Below are 22,247 nucleotides of genomic sequence, written 5' to 3'. Positions count from 1 at the left end.
TGTCCGAAGTTCAAAAGGCCCGGTTTTACCGGGCCTTTTTGCTTTTGGACACTTCGCTTTTCAATGCCAAGACCCGAGTTGCAATCTTTGCTGAAATGGATAAACCCATGAGCCATGGCACAAAAGAAAGCGCACGAGGTTGATTCTTTCCTGAGAAGGCTGGATCGTGCCTATCCGATCGTCCTGCTCTACGGACCGGACAAGGGGCTTGTGAGCGAAAGGGCCGGCCTGTTCATCAAGCTCACCGGCCTTGCGAAAGACGATCCCTTTGCTGTCATCCGGCTTGATGCCGACGATGTCAACGCCGAGCCCGGACGCCTTTCCGACGAGGCCAATACGATCTCAATGTTTGGTGGTGAACGTTTGATATGGGTTCGCAATGCGACCGGGCAGAAAGGGCTGGCAGATGCCGTTGCCTATCTTGCTAAAAGTCCGCCTGCTGACACCTTCATTCTGATTGAAGCTGGGGATTTGAAAAAGGGCGCGGGACTGCGCAGCACGGTCGAGCAGAGCGCCAGCGCTATGGCTCTGCCCTGCTATAACGATGACGGACGTGGCATCGATAGCACTATTGACGACATGCTCGCAAAGAACCAGTTGCAGATCGCGCTGGATGCTCGCAATCTCCTCAAAGAAAGTCTGGGCGGTGACCGTCTTGCCACACGTGCCGAGCTTGAGAAGATCTGCCTTTACGCTCACGGGAGGGATCGCATCTCTATCAACGACGTGCGCGAGATCATCGGGGACGTCAGTGCCACGTCGTACGAAACAATTGTCGACGCGATGATGGTTGGTAACATAGTGGATTTCACCCACGCATTCGATCGCGTCATCGGAACCGGTTCGTCTAGCTTTCTTGTCCTCAGCGCTGCAATCCGACAGTTTCAGTCGTTACAAACGTTACGTTACGGTATGGAAAACGATGGAAAGAATGCCAGTTCAGCCGTTATGGCAGCCCGCCCACCGATTTTCTTTGCGCGGAAAAAAGTGATGGAAACGGCCCTTCAGTGCTGGACGACGCAGTCCTGTGCGCGCGCTATCGAACGGCTGCAACGAACTGTTCTGGAAAGCCGGCGCAATGCTGCACTGGCCGTCCCGATCATTCGGCAATCCATGATTGCGTTAGTGGCTGAGGCGGCGCGAGCGGCGCGCCGCTGATCAACTCTGCAACCGGCGGCAAATCTCGTCGAGCTGTTCGAGCGTCGTGTAATGGATGCGGACATCGCCACCCTTATTCTGGTGGTTGACCGTCACACGCATGCCGGTTACGTCAGAGAGCAACTTCTCAAGTGCACGCGTATCGGCATCCTTGTCATCATCACCGTCCGCTTTGGCTTTAGGTGTTGGCGTCTTAACTCCGCCGCCCTGCGCGAGCGCTTCGGCCTGGCGCACTGACAGGCCATCCCGAACGATCTTGTCGGCAAGTGCTCCGGGATTTTCAGCAGTGATCAGTGTGCGAGCATGGCCGGCCGACAAAGCTCCATTTGTAATCATATCGCGCACTGGCTCTGGCAATTTAAGCAGGCGCAGCGTGTTAGCAACGTGACTTCGACTCTTGCCGATCACTTGCGCCAGATCGGCCTGTGTATATTCGTGATCATCTATAAGCTGTTGATATCCCAGACCTTCTTCAATCGGGTTGAGGTCCGCCCGCTGCACGTTTTCGATAATCGCGAGTTCCAGCGCGACGCGATCATTAACTTCACGGATAATGACAGGAACGCTGGCTAGCCCAGCCCGCTGGGCCGCGCGCCAACGGCGCTCACCTGCGATCAATTCATAGCGTCCGGGAGAATCCTTGGCTGGACGAACGACCACAGGTTGGACGATGCCATGCTCGCGAATCGACTGCGTCAGATCTTCCAGATCGCCTTCGGTGAAAAGGCGGCGAGGATTCCGCGGATTGCGTGAGATAAATTCGATAGGAACCTGACGATCCAACGTGGCAACAGGCTGCGGCGTGGCTTCGTCCGGCACGCGGTCCATTTCGCCGATCAAGGCTGCAAGCCCGCGGCCTAGCCGTTTCTTTGACACATCTTCATTCATTGTTACAGGCTCTCATAAATGTTTCGTATTCGAATCGATCACGCAGCGCGCAAATGCCGCTCTCTTTGAATCACTTCGGAAGCGAGTTGCAAATAAGCTTGGCTGCCCGCGCATTTCAGGTCGTATAGGATCGCGGGAATGCCATAGGACGGCGCCTCAGAAACCCGAACATTGCGCGGAATGACCGTCCGGTAAACCTTATCGCCCATGAATGAGCGCACATCATCGACGACCTGAGTTGCAAGATTGTTGCGCCCATCGAACATGGTCAGCACTATACCTTGGATCGTCAGCCGAGGATTAAGCGCCGCCCTGACCTGATTGACAGTTTCCAAAAGCTGGCTCAATCCCTCAAGCGCAAAGAACTCACATTGCAAAGGAACCAGAACCGAGTCGGCCGCTGCCATCGCATTCATTGTCAATAGATTGAGCGATGGCGGACAGTCGATCAAGATATAGGTGAACGGAGAGGCAATCGCGTTGCCGCGAAATGCTTTTCGCAGCCGCGTTGCGCGATCCGATGCGTTGGAAATCTCCATTTCAACACCGAGAAGATCCAGTGTCGACGGAATAAGCGACAGACTTGGAACCGCCGTCGGCACAGCAGCGTCCTCGATCGAGGCCGTCTGCATCAAGACGTCGTAGGACGAGATTGTCCGATTCTTTCGATCGATTCCAAGGCCCGTGCTCGCATTACCCTGCGGATCAAGATCGACGATCAACACATTTTCACCAATCGCGGCCAAAGCCGTGGCGAGATTGATTGCAGTCGTGGTTTTACCCACTCCGCCCTTTTGATTGGCAATGGTAATGATGCGAGTCTGGCTGTTCATCACTGGCTTCCTGGGCAAAACGCCGATCATTGGCGATCAAACGGTTGCAAAATCTACTGGTTCGGATCCATTCGTCGCAGATTGCTCACCTGCAGCACGACAGAATCTTTGTCGACCACACTTCTACGTTCTACCAGATCAAACGACCAGTCGTAACGGCTTTCCTCAATTTCCCGGCGGTAATCCCGTCCTTTTTGAAAAAGAGCAGTCGCGCCATCGTTCATCCAAGGTTCGGAAAGCGCAAAGAGCTCGTTCAATGACGCCAGCGCGCGAGCCGTAATGATCTCCGGTGTGGGTATTTTTGCCCATACAGCATCGATTCGCGCAGCATGCACAGTTCCAGGAGCGGAGAATTGACCAATGGCTGTGCGCAAAAACGCAGCCTTCTTCCCGTTGCTTTCCACCAGATCAATCCTGCCACCCGATCGCTCTTTCAGCAGTATTGCCAGAACAACACCAGGAAAACCACCGCCAGAACCCAAATCCAGCCACTTTGAAGCGTTTGGTGCCATGTCGAAAAGCTGAGCGCTGTCAACGATATGTCGCTCCCAAAGCTGGTCAAGTGTGGAGGGTGATGCCAGGTTGATGGCTGTCGACCATTTGCGAAAGAGTTCTTCAAAACCGCACAGGTTATCCACTGTTTCACGTGAAACATGGGATAATACTTCTTGCAGGCGTTTTTCTCGGTCAGAACTCACGCTACGTCCCGCGTGGTGGTTCGGCGTATCTGAGTGATGATAAGCGCCAAAGCCGCCGGAGTCATACCGTCAATGCGCTGCGCCTCAGCAATCGAACGCGGCTGCCGCTGCTTCAGCTTTTGCTTTAGCTCGTTCGATAGGCCGGATGTTGCAGAAAAATCAATCGACTGCGGAATCAGCAAGGATTCTTCGCGCTCCATGGCCGCCACGTCGGCTTTCTGCCGTTCAAGATAAACCGCATATTGCGCTTCGATTCCCAGCGCATCGGCAACACGACCGTCTATTTCACCAAGCTCTGGCCAGATCTGCTTGATACGCTCAAGATCAATATCCGGGAATGCCAACAGGTCATAGGCCGAGCGCCGGATGCCATCCTGGTTCAGATGAAGATCGAAATGCGCTGCGGCATTTGGAGTAATCGTCAGGCTCTTTGCTAGCGCACGGGCGGCATCGAGATCACGCGTCCGGGAAGCAAAGCGTTCCCGGCGTGCCGCACCAAGAACGCCCAGTCGCTCGGCCATCGGCGTCAATCGTTCATCGGCATTGTCCGCCCGGAGCGATAGCCGAAATTCCGCGCGGGATGTAAACATGCGATAGGGTTCGCTTACGCCACGGGATGTAAGATCATCCACCATGACCCCGATATAGGCTTCCGTTCGCTGAATAATGACGGGGTCAGAACCGGCGGCAAGGCGAGCAGCGTTGAGCCCAGCGAGCAAACCCTGTGCCGCCGCTTCCTCGTAGCCTGTGGTTCCATTGATCTGGCCCGCCAGGAACAAGCCAGAAATACGGCGTGTTTGCAAGCTTCGATCAAGCTCGCGGGGATCGATGAAATCATATTCGATGGCATAGCCCGGCTGCAGCATTACTGCATGCTCCAAGCCTGGAATGGTCTTCAGCAGATCGAGCTGAACATCCTCAGGCAATGAGGTGGAGATGCCGTTCGGATAAACAGTGTCGTCATCGAGACCTTCTGGCTCGAGAAATATCTGGTGTCCATCCCGGTCGCCAAACTTGACGATCTTGTCCTCGACGGACGGACAGTAACGCGGGCCTATGCCTTCTATGGAACCCGAATACATCGCAGATCGATGTAGATTGGCGCGTATAATGGCATGGGTCTGCAATGTCGTTCGCGTGATCCCACAATCGATTTGCAGATTTTGAATTGAATCCGTCATGAGAGAAAACGGCAAAGGATCCACATCCGCGGATTGCACGTCCAGGCTTTGCCAATCAATAGTACGCCCATCGAGGCGGGGAGGCGTTCCAGTCTTAAGCCGCCCAAGCGCAAACTCATGCTTTGCCAGCGTGTCGGACAGACCAAGAGCGGGGGCCTCACCCATTCGCCCTGCAGGAATTTTCTTCTCGCCAATATGGATCAGACCGCGCAGGAATGTTCCCGTAGTCAGAACTACGGATGCGCAGGGTAGCACACGGCCGTCCATCACCTGAACACCGGTGACCTTGCCATTTTCGATGACAAGGTCATTCGCGCCGCCTTCAACGACAGTCAGATTTGCTTGCGCAGCAATGGCCTGTTGCATCGCCAGGCGATAGAGTTTTCTATCTGCTTGAGTACGCGGTCCGCGAACAGCTGGACCCTTGCGCCGGTTGAGCAAGCGAAACTGGATGCCTGCTGCATCGGCAACCCGTGCCATCAAACCATCGAGAGCGTCAATCTCGCGGACGAGATGACCCTTACCCAATCCCCCAATGGCGGGATTGCAGGACATTACGCCAATCGTATCCGCGCGATGCGTGACCAGAGCCGTCCTCGCACCAAAGCGTGCTGACGCCGCCGCTGCTTCACAGCCGGCATGACCACCACCGATGACGATGACATCAAATAGGTCTTCCACGTGCCAGAACTTTCAGAGATTCGAATCTGCGTCTTGATGGGCAAAACCGCGTCGTGAGTCAAGTACGAGTCAACAAACAGTGTTTCACGTGAAACATTCCAGGTTCCCTCAAATGTCGCGAACCTGCCCGTTGCCACACCCGCTTTCGCGTCTGGCCATTGAATGGTGGTGGGAAGACGGGCGGTCGTCGGAGCGCGTCTTGGTAGATAAGTAATGCGATCCGAAGACCGCCCGTCCGGCGTTTTTTGATCCCGTCCGTTCCGCGTCGGAAACGCCAGCGGCCAGGACTGCGCCCAGCCAATCTGCCGCCCTCACAGTGCTCGTCCAGCACGCACCGGCCTTAGTACCGGCAGGGGAACCCTTGGACAGAACTTCCCCGGACGACGGGTCCGTTACCCGCCATCGGAGGCGCCGATCCTCTCCCCACTTCGAACGGCTCCGGAAGCAGTTCCCCATGGAAAGGACCGGATTAGAATAACCGAGGTTTGGAGGACGTGGATAAACAGCCACGATTATTTTGTTGCCAGTGAGTTAGGCGCGATGGCAGCAAGGTTGCACTCCCTTCGACAGGCCCAGAATGAGGGTGGTTGGCAGCCAGGATAAACCTGCGCTGTAGAGCTTCAACATAGTGGCGAACTTCCCGTCCACAAATAAGTTATCCACGGACTGGATGTTTCACGTGAATCATTTACCGATACAGAATTGCGAGAACACCACGTCCAGAATATCTTCGACATCCACATCTCCGGTAATACGGCCCAGCGAATGCGATGCGCGCCGCAGGAATTCAGCGCGAACTTCCAAAGGTGCCGTCTCTTCGCGAATGGCAGCGCCGATCTCTTTACAGGTTTCAGCCAAAAGTTCCATGTGCCGGCGGCGAGTAGGCAACGGGTCCGAGAGATTGCCCGCAGCGAGTTCCGCCCGTTGTGCAAGCGTCTTCAATAGTTCGTCGAGTCCTTCCTCTGTTCGCGTCGAGATGACCAGATCATAACCGGCAGCAACCGGAGCTGAGGCCAGATCCGATTTCGTACCAACTCGAAGAATTGCGCTATCTTCAACATCGTTCAGGACGGGCGCAACGGGATCGGATAGATCGGTTAGGGCGAGAACCAAATCCGCTGCAGATGCCCGTTCTCGTGCCCGGTCTATGCCAATCTTCTCAACCTTGCCCTCGGTTTCTCGCAAACCAGCCGTATCGGTAACCAACACGGGAAGTCCGTTCAAATCGAGTTTTATCTCGATCAGGTCTCGCGTCGTACCAGGCTCGTCAGATACGATGGCAACGTCGCTCCCCGCTAGCGCGTTGAGAAGGCTGGATTTACCCGCATTCGGTGCCCCAACGATGACCACGCGAAAACCGTCACGGACCATGGCTCCGCGCTTTCCGTCAGCCACATGTTTGCCTATGCGTTTCGCCAGCTCGCGCATAGACTGCCAGACCTGATCAGATACGGATCCCGGGACATCGGATTCGTCGGCAAAATCCAGCTCAGCTTCGATCAAGGCGCGCGCACGTATCAATTCAGTCCGCCAGGAAGCATAAAGGTTTGCTTGGGCTCCGCTGGAGATCTGCAATGCGAGCTTGCGTTGGCTGTCAGTTTCGGCTGCTATCAGGTCGGCAAGGCCCTCGGCCACTGTCAAGTCGAATTTGCCGTTGGCAAAGGCACGGCGGGTGAACTCTCCTGCCTCAGCCATGCGGCAACCTTGACATTTGTATAAAGCGGACATCACGGCATCCACAACGGCTCTGCCTCCATGAAGATGAAGTTCAGCGCAATCTTCTCCAGTAAAGCTCGCGGGAGCGGGGAAGAACAGTACCAGACCGCGATCTATGAGACTGGCATCCAAGTCCCTGAGCGACCGAAGACCCGCAAACCGCGGCTCGGGAAGACCACCGGATATCGTTTCGATAACGAATCGAGTCTGCGGCCCCGAGATGCGCATAACCGCCACACCGGAGGGAAGCCTACCACTGGAGAGGGCGAAAATCGTATCGCCAAAAACATGGTTCTGTTTCATTTCATTCAATCCACGCCTACATTGATCCTTGATAGACCGTCATGTTTCATTCGAAAAGGGCGTCAGCATTTCGATGTTTGAGAAAGCCAATCTACTTGGGCACGAATCCAGCCCCTATCTACGCCAACATGCGGATAATCCCGTCCACTGGCGGCCTTGGGGCAAGCGCATTCTGGAGGAGGCTCGCGAGACCGGAAAGCCCATTCTGCTATCCGTCGGCTACGCCGCCTGCCATTGGTGCCACGTCATGGCGCATGAGTGTTTCGAGGACGCCGAAGTAGCCGCCTTGATGAACGATCTATTCATCAACGTCAAAGTCGATCGTGAGGAGCGGCCCGACATCGATCAGATCTACATGGCAGCGCTTGGTGCAATGGGCGAACAGGGTGGCTGGCCACTGACGATCTTCCTGACGCCGGAGGCAAAGCCTTTCTGGGGAGGAACATACTTTCCCAAACACTCCCGGTATGGCAGGCCCGGCTTCCTTGATGTGTTGCGCTCAATAAGCTCTGCGTGGCATCAGGACCGGTTGCGCGTTGAACAGAATGTTCATCTTGTCACCAACCACGTTAGCGGGCGGCTCAATGCCCAGGCAGATTCAACGCCAATCGATAAAAACCTGTTCGATCAGTTTGCCGCCAATATTTACGAGATGACCGATCTTTCCAAAGGCGGTCTATCCGGTGCGCCGAAGTTTCCAAACGCACCATTCATAGATGCCCTGTGGCTTTCCTGGATGCGGAACGGCGAAATAACCCATCGTGATGCGTTTCTGACCAGCCTGAAGATGATGCTGCAGGGCGGGATCTACGACCACCTGGGCGGCGGACTATCGCGCTATTCCGTCGATGACAGTTGGCTGGTGCCGCACTTCGAAAAGATGCTTTACGACAACGCACAATTCATCCGTCATGCGACGTATGCTTATGCCGAGACTGGGGATGAATTGTTCCGTATCCGAATCGAAGAGACGATCGGATGGCTGCAGCGAGAAATGATCGTGGGCAGACGCTTTGCCTCCAGTCTTGACGCCGACAGCGAAGGGGAGGAGGGCCGCTTCTATGTGTGGGAGGCTGCCCAAATCCCCAATGAACCAAAATTCCAGACTTTCCGGCAAGTCTACGATGTCCATAAGGGGGGCAACTGGGAGGGTAAGACCATCCTAAACCGTCTGCATTCTCTCGATAGCTTGGACCCTGAAGTCGAACAACAACTGGCTGACGCAAGACAAACGCTCGCTGCCCTTCGGGAAGGTCGCGTTCGTCCAGGCCGTGATGACAAGGCATTAACGGACTGGAACGGTTTGATGATCCGGACGCTTGCGGAGGCTGGAAGCACGTTCGATCGGCTCGATTGGGTGGAATTGGGCTTAAAGGCTTATCGTTCCATATCCGAATCGATGGTCGACGGTCGGCTTCCACACTCGGTTCTTGGTGAATCGCGACTGTTTCCCGGGTTGTCGTCAGACTATGCCGCGATGATCAACGCGGCGCTGTCGCTCTATCAGACGACGCAGGAGAAAGCATATATCGAGGATGCGCGGCATTGGCTGGCAATGCTGGATAGATGGCACAAGACCGAAGACGGGAATTATGCTCTCAGCGCGTCTGATAGCGCGGATGTCATTATTCGTGTGCGCGGGGATCAGGACGAGGCAATACCCAGTGCCACCAGCCAGATCATCGAAGCGATGACGCGGCTGGCGACGGTCACGGGCGATGAGGAACTTCGGCAGAACGCGGAACACACCGCTGAGAATGCGCTGGGCCGGGTGCTTCAGCAGCGTTACGGCCAGGCTGGGGTTTTCAACAGCGCCAGCCTTCTGCTTGAGCCAATGAAACTGGTCATCGTCGCGCCGGACAGGAACCACCCACTAGTAAAACTGGCGGACCACACCCCTGACCCGCGCCGTACCGACATATGGATTGAGTTTCGCAAAGGCGAAAAGATGGAACTCGTTCCTGGTGGCGGCGAAGTGACAATAAAAAAACCCGCAGCCTATTTGTGCCGCGGGTTTGTCTGTCTTGCGCCGGTGGAGACAGCCGAAGAGCTTGAAGCGCTGCTTCGGCCAAAACCTTAGACCTTATGTATTCATCGAGTCAAAGAACTCGCCATTGGTCTTGGTCTGCTTGAGCTTGTCGATAAGGAACTCGATCGCGTCGGTTGTGCCCATAGGAGCGAGGATGCGGCGCAGAACGAAAATCTTCTGCAGATCCTGACGGGGCACAAGCAAATCTTCCTTACGCGTACCGGATTTCAGAATATCCATAGACGGGAAGATGCGCTTGTCTGCAACCTTGCGGTCGAGCACGATTTCCGAATTGCCCGTACCTTTGAACTCTTCGAAGATGACTTCATCCATGCGGCTGCCAGTATCGATCAGCGCCGTCGCGATAATCGTCAGCGAGCCGCCTTCTTCGATATTACGCGCCGCACCGAAGAAACGCTTCGGACGCTGCAACGCGTTGGCGTCGACACCACCGGTCAGGACCTTGCCGGATGATGGCACGACCGTATTGTACGCGCGGCCAAGACGCGTGATGGAATCGAGCAAGATAACCACATCACGGCCATGTTCAACCAAGCGCTTCGCCTTCTCGATGACCATTTCAGCAACCTGGACGTGGCGCGACGCCGGCTCATCGAAGGTCGATGACACGACTTCGCCCTTCACGGAGCGCTGCATATCGGTCACTTCTTCCGGACGTTCGTCGATCAGAAGCACGATGAGATAGCATTCAGGATGGTTGGCGGTGATCGAATGGGCGATGTTCTGCAACAGCACGGTCTTACCCGTCCGTGGCGGCGCAACGATCAGTCCACGCTGACCTTTACCAAGCGGCGCGACCAGATCGATAACGCGCGCGGAAAGATCCTTGGTGGTAGGATTCTCCAGTTCCATCTTGAAGCGCTCATTCGGATAGAGCGGTGTCAAATTGTCGAAATGGATCTTGTGACGAATTTTTTCCGGATCTTCGAAATTGATGGTGTTGACTTTCAGAAGGGCGAAATAACGCTCACCTTCCTTCGGTCCGCGAATTGGACCTTCTACTGTATCGCCTGTCTTCAGCGAGAAACGCCGAATCTGCGACGGTGAAATATAAATGTCATCGGGACCCGGGAGATAATTGGCATTGGCGGATCGCATGAAGCCAAATCCGTCCTGCAAAATCTCGACGACACCTTCGCCGATGATTTCCACCTCCTGCGAGGCTAGTTTTTTCAGGATCGCAAACATTAATTCCTGTTTGCGCATGACGCTGGCGTTTTCAACTTCAAGCGATTCGGCGAAGGCGAGAAGGTCAACCGCGGTCTTGTTCTTGAGTTCTTGTAGTTTCATTTCCTGCATGTGTGCGGAACTCTTAATTCTATTGGTGTGAAATGGGAAAGGGAAATGACGATGCCTGAATGCAGTGCCACTAAAAATGGCCGAAGATTGCTGTGGCGGTATTTCCGGAGAGGAGGCCCTTGTCTAGCCAATCATGACCATAAGGGCAAGAGATTTCATCAGTGGTATTGATCACTGACTAAAATTTTTATCATCGATCAAAATGGCTTTATGATGACCATGATCACGATAACGATCATCAGCACGGTCGGCACTTCGTTCATCATGCGCCAGAAGCGGACCGTCTTCACGTTCCGGTCCTCTGCAAAAAGCCGCACGGCCTTGGAAAAATACCCATGCACGCCCGAAAGAACGAGGACAGCAAGAAACTTCACGTGAAACCATCCATCCATATAGGCCGCCGATTGCCAGGCGAGCCACAGACCAGCGAGCCAGGTCACACCCATGGCAGGCTCGATGATCGCCTTCAGCAAACGTCGCTCCATCAATTTGAACGTCTCGGATTGGACTGAACCCGCTTCGGCAGCACAGTGATAGACAAAGAGCCGCGGCAAATAGAGCATGCCGGCCATCCACGAAATGACAGCAATGACATGAAGCGCCTTGACCCATAGATAGGCCCTATCAGGGTACAGGAAAACCAGCACAATGGCGCAAATCGCTACTGCTGCCGCGATCAATCTCGGCAGAAGCGGAATTTTCTTCGATTCCGCATCGGGCTGTTTAACATTATTCATATTTGCTTTCCTTCAGCGACCGGCATCAGCTGCGCGCAGTCGCCTGACGTACGCGGCTTACCATCTGCTCGACATGAGATACGGGCGCGTCAGGTGTGATCCCATGACCAAGGTTGAAGATCAGTGGTCCGTGGCCCAACGCATCCAGAATAGCATCGACGCCCTCATCCAGAGCCTTGCCGCCGGCAACAACTCGCAAGGGATCGAGATTGCCCTGAACCGCACCACCGCCTTGCAGCGAAGAAGCCATGGAAAGCGGCACCGACCAATCCAATCCGAGCGCTGTAACACCGGTACGTTCCCGATAATTGATATAAAGCGCACCCGCGCCCTTGGGGAAACCGATGATCGGAACGTCCGGATGGACTTCGCGAACTTTTCTGACAATGCGCGCAACCGGTAACACACAGAATTGCTCGAAGCAGGCTTCGTCGAGAACGCCTGCCCACGAATCGAAAATCTGCACCGCATCGGCACCAGCATTGATCTGACGGATCAGGTATTCGGCAGACACGTCGGCGAGTACATCCAACAGTTTTTGGAATGCTTCGGGATCGCGATAGGCAAAAAGCCTTGCAGGCGCCTGATCCGGTGTGCCATGTCCAGCAATCATATAGGTCGCCACCGTCCAGGGCGCCCCGCAGAAGCCAAGCAGCGTTGTCTCGGTAGGGAGCTGCTGCCGTAACAACCGCACTGTCTCGTAGACCGGCTCCAGGCGATCAGCAGCGCCATTGGACTCGAGCCAGAATATCCCATCCTTGTCGATCGGGGTCATAAGGGGACCGCGCCCTTCTTCAAAGCGAAGATCGCGGCCGAGCGCATGCGGGACAACCAGAATATCGGAAAACATGATTGCTGCGTCGAAGCCAAAACGACGAATCGGCTGCATGGTGACTTCAACGGCAAGATCCGGCGAATAGCAAAGGTCTAGAAAGCTGCCTGCGTTCTTTCTTACCTCCCTGTATTCGGGGAGATAGCGTCCCGCTTGGCGCATCATCCAGATTGGTGGAGGAAAGACAGTCTCGCCTCCAAGGACTTTCATCACTTTGCGAACCATTGTCGGTCTCTCCGGTCTTGCCTTACAAAAAAGAAATTTAGATCTAATTGGTTTTTCTGATTCTTAGAGTCTGTTTGTAATGGGAATTATCACATTGCCAGAATTTTCCCACAGCGAACAATCGCTGAACTAAAAAAGGAAAACCTCGGACTGATTCGTATTGATAGCGGAAATAGTAGAAAAACCATAATTACTTCAACATCTTACATAATAATCGAATGTGGATATCTCTGTGGAAATTGGCGCAATAACAGACGAAAAGTCGCAATAATCCACAGATTGACGGAATGGCCAGTGAAAACACCCACAGGGGGCCTCGCTGTGGATGACTTGCCAATAATTCACATGGCTGCCATGTCTTGTTGACGCTTCGGCATTTTGTCCCCAGCCATCAACAGGACATGGAAATTTCTGTGACGAAACCGGTAAATTACTTTCATCTCCACATGATTTCTGATGCGACCGGAGAGACTCTCATCGCAGCAGGCCGTGCCGCGGCGGCGCAATATGCCCATGCACGGGCCATTGAGCATGTTTATCCGCTGATAAGGACCGAAAAGCAGATCAAAAAGGTGTTGGATGGCATCGATGCAGAGCCAGGTATTGTGCTTTACACGATCGTTGACCAACGGCTCGCAGCGATGATCGACGACAGTTGCGCGGCCATTGGCGTTCCGTGCGTATCTGTCCTCGAACCGGTCCTCACACTTTTCCAGTCTTATCTCGGTGCGCCGGCTGGACGTCGTGTAGGCGCCCAGCATGTTCTCAATGCCGAGTATTTCCGGCGGATCGACGCGCTCAATTTTACGATGGAACATGATGACGGTCAGCTCCCGCCGGATATCGAAGAGGCGGATGTCATACTGATTGGTATCTCGCGCACGTCGAAGACGCCAACCAGCATCTACCTCGCTAATCGCGGCATCAAGACGGTCAATGTTCCTATCGTTATCGGGGTGCCTATTCCCGACGTTCTCGTGCAATCCGAAAGACCCTTGATTGTCGGATTGGTCGCTTCAGCAGAACGCATTTCACAAGTGCGTCAGCACCGTGTGCTCGGTGCGGCACTCAGTTTCGACGCCGATCACTACCTTGATCGGGCCAATATTATAGAAGAACTCACATATGCGCGGCAAATTTGCCATCGGCACAATTGGCCGATGATCGATGTTTCTCGCCGGTCTATCGAAGAAACCGCGGCAGCGGTTCTTGCCCTGCGTTCGCAGGGGCGGTAACGCAATCGCCGTTCAAGGGAGAAACGAACATGGATATCATTCTCGCCTCCAAAAGCCCGTTCCGCGCGATGCTGTTGAAAAACGCTGGTGTCGCCTTCACCACGCAGTCGGCGGGCATCGATGAACGTGCTGTGGAGGCACCATTGTACAATAGCGGCGCAACGCCGGAAGATGTTGCTCTCGTTCTGGCCGAGGCAAAAGCTCTTGATGTCAGCGAGCGCAATCCTTCCGCACTGGTCATCGGTTCTGATCAGACCCTGTCCTTGGGCGATGAGGTCCTGCACAAGGCTGGAGACATGGAGGCCGCTCGCCGGCAATTGTTGAAATTGTCTGGAGAAATCCATCATCTCAACAGTGCGGTTGTCCTCGCAAAAGGTGGCGAAACGATCTGGCGGCATGTATCTGTCGCCCGTATGACGCTGCGTGATCTCGATCCCGGTTTTATCGGCAGATATCTGTCGCGCGTCGGCGATATCGCGCTGCAGAGTGTCGGTGCCTATCAATTCGAGGGGGAGGGCGTTCAGCTGTTCGAAAAAGTGGATGGCGACTATTTCACTATTGTTGGTCTGCCGCTTTTACCACTGCTTGCTGAACTTCGGCGGGAAGGCGCGATCGATGGCTGACCATCCAAAGGCGTTTGTTACGGGATTCCCCATTCGCCATTCACGCTCACCACTGATCCACGGTCATTGGCTGAAGGAGCATGGACTGGAAGGCTCGTATGAGGCCATCGAGATCGCGCCGGAAGGATTTGCTGATTTCATTAACAGCCTGCAGCGCAATGGCTATGCGGGAGGTAACATCACGATTCCGCATAAAGAGATGGCGTTTGCCTTGTGCAACAAACGCGATACTGCCGCTGAGGACATCGGCGCCGTTAACACCTTGTGGTTTGAGGACGGGGCATTGTGGGGTGGCAATACCGATGCCTACGGTTTCCTCGCTAATCTCGATGCGCTTAGTCCCGGCTGGGATAGCCGGAAAACGGCACTTGTTCTGGGTGCAGGGGGTGCCAGTCGTGCCGTCGTCTATGCACTGAAGCAGCGGGGATTTGATGAAATCCGTATCGTCAACCGTACTTTAGAACGAGCGCAGGAACTTGCGGATCGCTTTGGTCCTGCTGTCAGCGCCCATGCTTGGCGGGCAATTCCCGAATTGCTGCAAGACGCCACATTCATTGTCAACACGACTTCGCTGGGTATGGAAGGCAAGGACGATCTGACCGTTGATCTATCGACAGCCAATCGTGAGGCACTCGTGACGGACATTGTCTACGTCCCGCTGGAAACACCACTGTTGAAGGCGGCGCGTAAGCGCAGGTTGAAAACCGTGGACGGTCTTGGCATGCTGTTGCATCAGGCCGTACCCGGTTTCGAACACTGGTTCGGTGTGAGGCCAGAAGTCACGCCGGAACTGCGCGCACTCATTCTGACAGACATGAACAAATCTGCTGCAAGCGGACAATCGAAATGATCGTGCTTGGCCTTACCGGTTCGATCGGCATGGGTAAATCGACGGCAGCCAAGATGTTCATCGATGAGAACATCCCGGTCTATTCCGCCGACGAAACCGTGCACCAGCTTTATTCTGGTGCAGCGGCTCCATTGATCGAAGCTGCATTCCCCGGAACGACCATAAACGGCAAGGTTGACCGCACAAAGTTATCGGCGGCGGTCATGGGAAAGCCGGAGGCGCTAAAAAAGCTCGAGTCGATAATCCATCCTCTGGTACGCGCCGAGGAAGATAAGTTTCGCGAAAATGCGCGATCACATGCCGCAAAACTGATCATCCTCGATATTCCTCTGCTTTTCGAGACCGGCGGCGATGCGCGGGTAGACAAAATACTCGTCGTTACGGCACCCGAGGATGTCCAGCGCAAACGGGTTCTCGACCGTCCCGGCATGACACCGGCCAAGCTCGACGCCATTTTGGCGCGCCAGACACCGGATGCGGAAAAGCGGGCCCGGGCAGATTTTATCATCGACACGCGTCATGATTTTGAAGTTACCAGAGCCGAAGTGCGCAAGATAATCCATTCGCTGGTGGATATACCCAACCAGTAGCCTCGAGGCGTCTGCCCTCCCTTGCATCAATGGATCAATTGACTAAAGGTGGATTCATGCGCGAAATCATATTCGATACAGAAACGACGGGTCTCGACCGGCTTGATGACCGTGTCATCGAGATCGGTGGTGTCGAACTCATCAACCGGTTCCCTACAGGCCGGACGTTTCATGTCTTTATCAATCCCGAAGGCAAAACCATTCATCCCGATGCGCTGGCCGTGCACGGTATCAGCAATGACAAGCTCGCCGACAAGCCGCTGTTCGCCGGGATACTCCATGACTTTCTCGACTTTATCGACGGCGCGAAGCTGATTGCTCACAATGCTACGTTCGACATGGGCTTTATCAATGCGGAGCTCAATCGCCTCGGTCATCCGCCAATCCACAACGATCGCGTCGTGGATACTTTGGCATTGGCACGGCGGAAACATCCTATGGGGCCGAATTCGCTCGATGCCCTCTGCCGCCGCTATGGTATCGACAACAGCCACCGCACAATGCACGGCGCTCTACTGGATTCGCAGCTTCTCGCCGAAGTTTATATCGAGCTGATCGGCGGCAAACAGACCGCTCTCGGCCTGACTGTTGCCGAACAGACAAATAATCAGCAGTCCGGCGACGCGAGTGCGATTATTATCGCCCGGCGGCCAATACCGCTTCAACCTCGTTTAACCGAGGCTGAGAAATCAGCTCACGCGAAGCTGGTGGAAAAGATTGGCGACAAGGCCATCTGGAATGAACGTAGAGCCTTTGTTGCTTGAATGAAAAAACCCGGGCAAGAGCCCGGGCTTTCATCTCTTTGATAAAAAGTCCAGCTCAGCTGACTTTGGCCTTGGCCTGTTCTTCGGCCATGCGCTGCTGGAACATTTGCGCGAAATCGATCGGGTCGATCATCAGCGGCGGGAAGCCGCCATTGCGTGTGGCTTCTGCAATGATCTGGCGGGCGAACGGGAACAGGAGGCGCGGACATTCGATAAACAGCAGCGGCAACAGGTGCTCCTGCGGGAAACCGACAAGCCGGAAAACGCCGCCATAGACGAGTTCAGCATTGAACAGGACATCCTTGCCTTCCACTGCCTTGGCCGAAAGGGTCAGAACCACATCGAAATCGTTTTCTGCGATCGGATTGGCATTGACATTGACATTGATGCTGATGCCGGGCGCATTTTCGCGCGGACGCAATGACAAGGGAGCGCCAGGGCTTTCGAAGGAAAGGTCCTTGACATATTGCGCCAGAATATTCAGCGTCTGCTGCTGAACGGAACCGTTGCCATTTGTCGCTTCGTTGCCGTTCTCGGCCTTTTCATCAGGCTTTTGAGCCATTGTCTGGAAACCTTCTTCTGTTGCGTCCGCTTTAGCGGCTATCGAATGAATGCAGGGTGGCTAGCATGTGTGCCTCAGCGAGGCAAGGCGCTAGCGCTAGTCCTATCGTTCAATAGTTTTGCCGAATCCTACTGTTTCGGGTTCCAGGGCGAGTCCGGATCAGGCTTGCTCGAGTAATCTTCCGGATCGAGTTCGATGACCCGGTCCTTGACACGCGATGTGTCGGGGCGACCGGGGTCGCGTCCCCTGGAATTGACGACGACCACACGATCGCTGATGCAACGCCAGCCGAAGTCACGAACAGCCGGGATGAACAGCAGCAGGCCGATAATGTCGGTGATGAATCCAGGTATGATCAGCAGGAATGCCGCGAAAACCAGCATGACACCATGAACCAACTCGCGTTTTGGTGTGCGGCCAGCGGCTGTTTCTTCACGGATTTTCTGGATCAGGCCAAAGCCTTGAAGGCGCAACAGGAAGACACCCAGGAAAATCGACAGGATTATCAGACCGAGTGTCGCCAAAACACCGATCTTGCTGCCGACCACGATGAAACCGGCGATTTCAAGAAATGGCAAAGCCAGAACGAACAGGGACACAAGAGATCGCAAACTAATTTACCTTTCAAAGGACATATCCGGATATTATCCATAGCCGGTGTCAATTTCATGCCTATATAGGATAGCGTGAAGAGAATTTGTATGATTGCGCTTGGCAATCTATATGTTTTCGGTATTTCGACAAAGATTGAAAGCCGTAAACGAACATTAGGACGAATGGCAGGCGACATGGAATATCTGGACTTCGGAACGATTTTTTTCTTCGTGGCAGCGGTGGTGATTTTCCTGCAGCTGCGAAAAGTCCTTGGTCGCCGCACTGGCAGTGAACGCCCGCCGTTCAATCCCTACACACGCACAGCTGAAGTCGATGACAAGAACAAACCCGGTGACAATGTCGTTTCCTTGCCACGCCGCGGCGACGTGAAGGAAAACAGCTTCGAAAAAATCGATGCAGTTTCCAAGCCGGGTACGCCGCTGAATGACGGCCTGCGCGCCATCCAGAATGCCGATTCGTCATTTGACCCAGTGAAGTTCCTCGAAGGCTCAAAAATGGCCTATGAGATGATCGTCATGTCCTTTGCCGATGGTGACCGCAAGACGCTCAAATCTCTGCTGTCGCGCGAAGTCTTCGATGGTTTCGTCTCTGCCATTGCAGATCGCGAATCGCGCGGCGAAAAGGTGCAATCATCTTTCGTCGGCATCAACAAGGCGGAAATCATCGGTGCGGAAATGAAGGGCACCGAGTCTCATGTCACAGTGCGCATCATCAGCGAGCTGATTTCCGCGACGCTCGACAAGGATGGCGTCGTGATCGACGGTGACAGGGAAGCGGTTGCAGAGGTCAAGGATGTGTGGACCTTCGCCCGCGATACCCGCTCGAAAGATCCGAACTGGAAGCTGGTCGCGACTGAAGCCGAAGATTGATCAGCGATTGAGACGTAGAAGCCATGCTGTCGCCCCTGTTCAAACCGGTGGATTTCGCTGACTGCCCCGGTTGGCAGACTGACCAGCAACTGGACGCCTTTCGTGCTTTCGTTCGTTCAGCAGAACGGGTTCGAGAAAAGCCTTACAAATCCGGTTCGCTCGGCATCAGTTTCGAGGCACTTGCACCGATTTTTGCTGATTCACGTGAAACAATCGTCGAATCCGATCGGGCTGCGCGGGCGTTTTTCGAAAAATGGTTCCGTCCGGCCCATATAGTCAACACCGATGCTGATGGCTTCGTTACCGGTTTCTATGAACCGGAAGTCATCGCCTCGCCAGTTCGCACCGACCGGTTTACTGTCCCATTCCTGCGCCGTCCCGCGGACCTTGTCGATATCGACGACAATAATCGACCTGACGGGTTCGATCCCTATTTTGCTTTTGCCCGACAAACTCCGACGGGCCTCGTCGAGTATTTCGATCGGCCAGCCATCGAAAGCGGGGCGCTTGATGGCCGAGGACTGGAAATCGCTTATGTTGAAAGCCAGGTCGACGCTTTCTTCATTCACGTGCAAGGCGCTGCGCGATTAAAGATGACCGACGGGCGCCTGCGACGCATCACCTATGCGGCGAAGACCGGGCATCGTTTCACCGGCATTGGCAAGATACTGCTCGAAAGCGGCGAGGTTGCGCCGGAAAACATGTCGATGCAGTCAATCCGTGCCTGGCTTGCCGATCATCCGCACAAGACGCAGGCGCTGATGTGGAACAACCGCTCCTATATTTTCTTTCGTGAGGCAGAGGTCCAAGACGAGTCGCTTGGCCCGATCGCTGCGGCGAAGGTTCCCCTTACCGGGGGGCGGTCGCTTGCCGTTGACCGGTTGCTACACACATTCGGTACGCCATTTTATATCCATGCCCACGAGCTAAAGGCTTTTGGCGGTGAGCGCTTTGCAAGGTTGATGATTGCTCAGGATACTGGATCGGCCATAGTTGGCCCGGCACGCGGCGACCTCTTTGCCGGTTCCGGGGACGCGGCAGGTGAAATCGCTGGCGGTATTCGCCATAAGGCCGACTTCTATGCGCTGGTTCCGCGTGCTCTTTTGGCTGAGCGATGAAGAAAAAGGCCGCAAAGGATGAGTTCGCCACCCTGGAGGACCGGATCCTCTGGGAAACGGTAGCCAAGACCGCCCGCCCGCTCAAGGGCAAGGAGAAGCCCACTTTTCTGATTGATGAAACGAAGGAGCAGCTTTCGATCCATCCATCAGCACAGGAAAACCCGAGACCGGTCGCCGCTGCAGCATTGGCAAAGCCAGCGCCTGCACCTCGCCTGCACCCGATCGATCGTCCAACGCACAAGAAAATTGCAAAGGGCCGGGTTGTCATCGAAGCCAGGATTGACTTGCACGGCCTTACTCAAAGCGAAGCCTATGGCTTGCTCCTCGGTTTCCTGCAGCGCGCACATCTACGCAAGCTGCGCCATGTGCTGGTCATCACAGGCAAGGGTTCGTCCAGGGGGGGAGATGGCGTGTTGCGGCAGGCGGTGCCCATCTGGTTCACGACCCCGTCGTTTCGCATCCTGGTTAATGGCTATGAAGATGCTGCGCGCAATCATGGTGGAACGGGCGCGATCTACGTGCGCATGCGCCGGGAGGCACCATGACGCCATTCGGCGAAAAACTGCGCGATCTGCGCGCCGAACGTGGCATCTCACAAAAGGACATGGCCAAGGCGATAGGTGTATCCGCTGCCTATCTGTCGGCCCTCGAACACGGCCGGCGCGGTCAGCCGACCTGGGACAAACTGCAGCGCATCATCCAGTATTTCAATATCATCTGGGATGAAGCCGAGGAGCTGCAACGGCTGGCAATGATCTCGCACCCGCGCATCATCATCGATACAGGGGGTCTTTCACCCGCCGCGACGGAACTCGCCAATGTTCTTGCCACAAAGATTGGTGATCTCGACGAAGAAACCACCCGACTGTTAATCCGCAAGCTGGAGTCAGCGCCGGAAAAGCGAAAACGCTAGAAAAGGGCTCGTAACTGGTCGATTTTGTCGTTGACCAGCCAGCCGTAATAATTCTCTTCCGGCAGCTGCGGTTGTTCACCGTTGGCGATACGCGCCGCGTTGGAATCGGCCAGCGCGCGGGCGCGGCTGTCGGCGCCACCTGTATTGTAGAGGGTCGCGGTGATGCCTGGATTCTTCGAAATATCGAAATCGGCAACGCGGCGGTAGACATCGATCGAATGTTTCAACGTTGCAGCCATATAGGGCAGCGTCAAGTCCGGATCCATAATCGTCTTATAGACATCAGCCGCGTGGTCGGCATCGAGTTTCGGCAGGCCTGAATAACGGTTGACCATGTCGGTCATCTGCAGCGCGATCAACGGGCTGAGCTGGCCCAGACCAAAACTCTGGCCCGCGTAGAATGGCTGGAAAAACACTGCACTGAAACGATTGTTAGGGAAACGCTTGCCGCCGACAGATTTGCCGCGGAATTCCTCTTCCCAGATATCCTCGCGGCAGGTCCAAAGGCGTAAACTGTCCTTGAACTGTGTGCAGGCGGAAAATTGCGGGCGTTTGACGAAATCGCCGATTGTCTCGCCCTGATAATCGAAGCTCAGGCCTTGCTGCACATAGGAAATTGCTTTGACGTAGTAGGTCTGGAGCCGGTCATAGGCATCGACATTATAGGTGTGCTCGCCAACAAGTGCGCCAACGATGTGAACGGGATCGATACCATAGGTCCGCGCAACACTAGCAATCTTTGATCGCAGTTTGGAGTCGGTTTTCAAGAGACTATAGATCTTCTGATATTTCGCTTCGTAAGTGGTATTCAATTCGCGTGTCCGCTTGGCGGAGGCGGCTGGAACACCCGGCTGGCTCGCATTACGGTTGCCTTCGGGAACCAGCGTTACAGCGACCGCCGGTTGCAAAACTGCAGATAATACGAGAAGACAACTCGTCGCGAAAAGGATCAGGTGGCGCTTCATTATCAGTCCAGAATTCAGATAGGGCATTCCGAATAACGCCTTGCCGAACTGAAAGCCAGAAAAACCTCTTAATTCCTGCGATGCGGATTTTTATTTCGCCGGTACCGGACAGCTTAAATCACCTTCCTCGCATTTGAGATAGGATTTCAAATCATCGATCCGCCTGCTTGTCAGACCATCAAGGCATATCGCCTGGGTCATGGGGTAGATGCTGCCTTGGGCGCTTCCTGACGTCGAGAAATTGCACTCGGCATCGCGAAATGCAACCCAGGCTTTTTGGGCCGCAACCAATAGTTTGGTTGTCGCCGCATCGTCCTTCAAACGCGCCGTGATCTGCTTGTAGAGGGCATTCAATTCCCCATCGGACTTTTTGTAAGCGTTGCCGTAGCACTCATTCAGGTCGGCTTGACTGCTGCTGCCCGTGTCGCAGGATTCGGCTGCATTCGCCAGCGTTCCGCTTGGACTGGCGATAAGGACAGTCAGTAGAAGGAGAGTTGGCGAAACACGCATGGGAATACTCCGATTGGTGTGATTCGCGCTAT

General features: G+C 54.7%; 23 protein-coding genes. 11 read left to right on the top strand and 12 right to left on the bottom strand.

Features of this window, described 5'->3' with window-relative positions; translation table 11 throughout:
• Window positions 1-114 precede the first annotated feature (114 nt).
• Window positions 115-1,158, top strand: coding sequence for a DNA polymerase III subunit delta (gene holA, locus ACSQ3H_RS04045; protein WP_436115853.1), 1,044 nt, complete (start codon window positions 115-117; stop codon window positions 1,156-1,158).
• On the opposite strand, the gene ACSQ3H_RS04040 is transcribed toward holA, so the two are convergent.
• The 5 genes from ACSQ3H_RS04040 to mnmE all read right to left on the bottom strand — a co-directional run bounded on the left by ACSQ3H_RS04040 (window position 1,159) and on the right by mnmE (window position 7,458).
• Complete coding sequence (locus ACSQ3H_RS04040) at window positions 1,159-2,046, bottom strand: ParB/RepB/Spo0J family partition protein (protein WP_436115852.1); 888 nt, start codon at window positions 2,044-2,046, stop codon at window positions 1,159-1,161.
• 38 nt (window positions 2,047-2,084) lie between these two features.
• A complete protein-coding gene (locus ACSQ3H_RS04035; RefSeq protein ID WP_436115851.1) occupies window positions 2,085-2,879 on the bottom strand; it encodes a ParA family protein in 795 nt (264 codons plus the stop codon).
• A gap of 53 nt (window positions 2,880-2,932) precedes the next feature.
• Window positions 2,933-3,577 carry a 16S rRNA (guanine(527)-N(7))-methyltransferase RsmG gene (rsmG, locus tag ACSQ3H_RS04030; RefSeq protein WP_436115850.1) on the bottom strand — a complete coding sequence of 215 codons (645 nt, stop codon included), beginning with the start codon at window positions 3,575-3,577 and terminating at the stop codon, window positions 2,933-2,935.
• The gene (mnmG, locus tag ACSQ3H_RS04025; protein WP_436115849.1) at window positions 3,574-5,439 is read right to left on the bottom strand and encodes a tRNA uridine-5-carboxymethylaminomethyl(34) synthesis enzyme MnmG; all 1,866 of its coding nucleotides are present in this window, start codon (window positions 5,437-5,439) and stop codon (window positions 3,574-3,576) included. The genes rsmG and mnmG overlap by 4 nt, the downstream gene beginning before the upstream one ends.
• A gap of 684 nt (window positions 5,440-6,123) precedes the next feature.
• On the bottom strand, window positions 6,124-7,458 hold the full coding sequence (gene mnmE, locus ACSQ3H_RS04020; protein WP_436115848.1) for a tRNA uridine-5-carboxymethylaminomethyl(34) synthesis GTPase MnmE: 1,335 nt from the start codon (window positions 7,456-7,458) through the stop codon (window positions 6,124-6,126).
• A gap of 73 nt (window positions 7,459-7,531) precedes the next feature.
• Between mnmE and ACSQ3H_RS04015 the strand changes: the two genes are divergently transcribed.
• On the top strand, window positions 7,532-9,538 hold the full coding sequence (locus tag ACSQ3H_RS04015; protein WP_436115847.1) for a thioredoxin domain-containing protein: 2,007 nt from the start codon (window positions 7,532-7,534) through the stop codon (window positions 9,536-9,538).
• 3 nt (window positions 9,539-9,541) lie between these two features.
• Here ACSQ3H_RS04015 and rho read toward each other — a convergent pair whose 3' ends face one another.
• From rho to hemE, 3 genes are all read right to left on the bottom strand, one after another.
• On the bottom strand, window positions 9,542-10,807 hold the full coding sequence (gene rho, locus ACSQ3H_RS04010; RefSeq protein ID WP_106714794.1) for a transcription termination factor Rho: 1,266 nt from the start codon (window positions 10,805-10,807) through the stop codon (window positions 9,542-9,544).
• A 197-nt stretch (window positions 10,808-11,004) separates the two neighbouring features.
• Window positions 11,005-11,544, bottom strand: coding sequence for a protoporphyrinogen oxidase HemJ (gene hemJ, locus ACSQ3H_RS04005; RefSeq protein WP_436115846.1), 540 nt, complete (start codon window positions 11,542-11,544; stop codon window positions 11,005-11,007).
• A gap of 25 nt (window positions 11,545-11,569) precedes the next feature.
• Entirely contained in the window at window positions 11,570-12,601 is a 1,032-nt protein-coding gene (hemE, locus tag ACSQ3H_RS04000) for a uroporphyrinogen decarboxylase (RefSeq protein ID WP_436115845.1), read from the bottom strand.
• Between the two features lie 401 nt (window positions 12,602-13,002).
• On the opposite strand from hemE, the gene ACSQ3H_RS03995 reads away from it, so the two are divergent.
• From ACSQ3H_RS03995 to dnaQ, 5 genes are read left to right on the top strand one after another with little or no spacing between them, the layout of a single operon-like run.
• Window positions 13,003-13,836, top strand: a complete 834-nt coding sequence (locus ACSQ3H_RS03995; protein ID WP_436115844.1) for a pyruvate, water dikinase regulatory protein — start codon at window positions 13,003-13,005, stop codon at window positions 13,834-13,836.
• Window positions 13,837-13,865: 29 nt separating this feature from the next.
• A complete protein-coding gene (locus tag ACSQ3H_RS03990) occupies window positions 13,866-14,459 on the top strand; it encodes a Maf-like protein (protein ID WP_436115843.1) in 594 nt (197 codons plus the stop codon).
• Window positions 14,452-15,309: a shikimate dehydrogenase gene (locus ACSQ3H_RS03985; RefSeq protein ID WP_436115842.1), complete on the top strand. Its 858-nt coding sequence runs from the start codon at window positions 14,452-14,454 to the stop codon at window positions 15,307-15,309. The genes ACSQ3H_RS03990 and ACSQ3H_RS03985 overlap by 8 nt, the downstream gene beginning before the upstream one ends.
• Window positions 15,306-15,899, top strand: coding sequence for a dephospho-CoA kinase (gene coaE, locus ACSQ3H_RS03980; protein WP_436115841.1), 594 nt, complete (start codon window positions 15,306-15,308; stop codon window positions 15,897-15,899). The genes ACSQ3H_RS03985 and coaE overlap by 4 nt, the downstream gene beginning before the upstream one ends.
• Window positions 15,900-15,955: 56 nt before the next feature.
• Window positions 15,956-16,663, top strand: coding sequence for a DNA polymerase III subunit epsilon (gene dnaQ, locus ACSQ3H_RS03975; protein WP_436115840.1), 708 nt, complete (start codon window positions 15,956-15,958; stop codon window positions 16,661-16,663).
• A 55-nt stretch (window positions 16,664-16,718) separates the two neighbouring features.
• Here the strand turns inward: dnaQ and secB are convergent, their stop codons facing one another.
• Together secB and ACSQ3H_RS03965 are read right to left on the bottom strand one after the other, a co-directional pair.
• Window positions 16,719-17,225 (bottom strand): protein-export chaperone SecB, encoded by a 507-nt coding sequence (gene secB, locus ACSQ3H_RS03970; protein ID WP_436115839.1) that lies wholly within the window; start codon window positions 17,223-17,225, stop codon window positions 16,719-16,721.
• A 128-nt stretch (window positions 17,226-17,353) separates the two neighbouring features.
• Window positions 17,354-17,836, bottom strand: coding sequence for an FxsA family protein (locus tag ACSQ3H_RS03965; protein ID WP_436115838.1), 483 nt, complete (start codon window positions 17,834-17,836; stop codon window positions 17,354-17,356).
• A gap of 177 nt (window positions 17,837-18,013) precedes the next feature.
• Between ACSQ3H_RS03965 and ACSQ3H_RS03960 the strand changes: the two genes are divergently transcribed.
• From ACSQ3H_RS03960 to ACSQ3H_RS03945, 4 genes are read left to right on the top strand one after another with little or no spacing between them, the layout of a single operon-like run.
• On the top strand, window positions 18,014-18,709 hold the full coding sequence (locus ACSQ3H_RS03960) for a Tim44/TimA family putative adaptor protein (protein ID WP_436119342.1): 696 nt from the start codon (window positions 18,014-18,016) through the stop codon (window positions 18,707-18,709).
• A gap of 23 nt (window positions 18,710-18,732) precedes the next feature.
• A complete protein-coding gene (mltA, locus tag ACSQ3H_RS03955; protein ID WP_436115837.1) occupies window positions 18,733-19,827 on the top strand; it encodes a murein transglycosylase A in 1,095 nt (364 codons plus the stop codon).
• Entirely contained in the window at window positions 19,824-20,372 is a 549-nt protein-coding gene (locus tag ACSQ3H_RS03950; protein WP_436115836.1) for a Smr/MutS family protein, read from the top strand. Before mltA ends, ACSQ3H_RS03950 begins: the two co-directional genes overlap by 4 nt.
• On the top strand, window positions 20,369-20,740 hold the full coding sequence (locus ACSQ3H_RS03945; protein WP_436115835.1) for a helix-turn-helix domain-containing protein: 372 nt from the start codon (window positions 20,369-20,371) through the stop codon (window positions 20,738-20,740). The genes ACSQ3H_RS03950 and ACSQ3H_RS03945 overlap by 4 nt, the downstream gene beginning before the upstream one ends.
• Here ACSQ3H_RS03945 and ACSQ3H_RS03940 read toward each other — a convergent pair.
• Both ACSQ3H_RS03940 and ACSQ3H_RS03935 read right to left on the bottom strand, forming a co-directional pair.
• Window positions 20,737-21,705, bottom strand: coding sequence for a DUF1402 family protein (locus ACSQ3H_RS03940; protein ID WP_436115834.1), 969 nt, complete (start codon window positions 21,703-21,705; stop codon window positions 20,737-20,739). The two genes, ACSQ3H_RS03945 and ACSQ3H_RS03940, sit on opposite strands and share 4 nt — an antisense overlap.
• Window positions 21,706-21,795: 90 nt before the next feature.
• Window positions 21,796-22,215, bottom strand: coding sequence for a lysozyme inhibitor LprI family protein (locus tag ACSQ3H_RS03935; protein WP_436115833.1), 420 nt, complete (start codon window positions 22,213-22,215; stop codon window positions 21,796-21,798).
• Window positions 22,216-22,247 lie beyond the last annotated feature (32 nt).

The sequence above is a fragment of the Phyllobacterium sp. LjRoot231 genome (assembly GCF_964253365.1).
In the GTDB taxonomy this organism is placed as follows: Bacteria; Pseudomonadota; Alphaproteobacteria; order Rhizobiales; family Rhizobiaceae; genus Phyllobacterium.
This window is presented reverse-complemented; position numbering and strand designations above follow the sequence as displayed.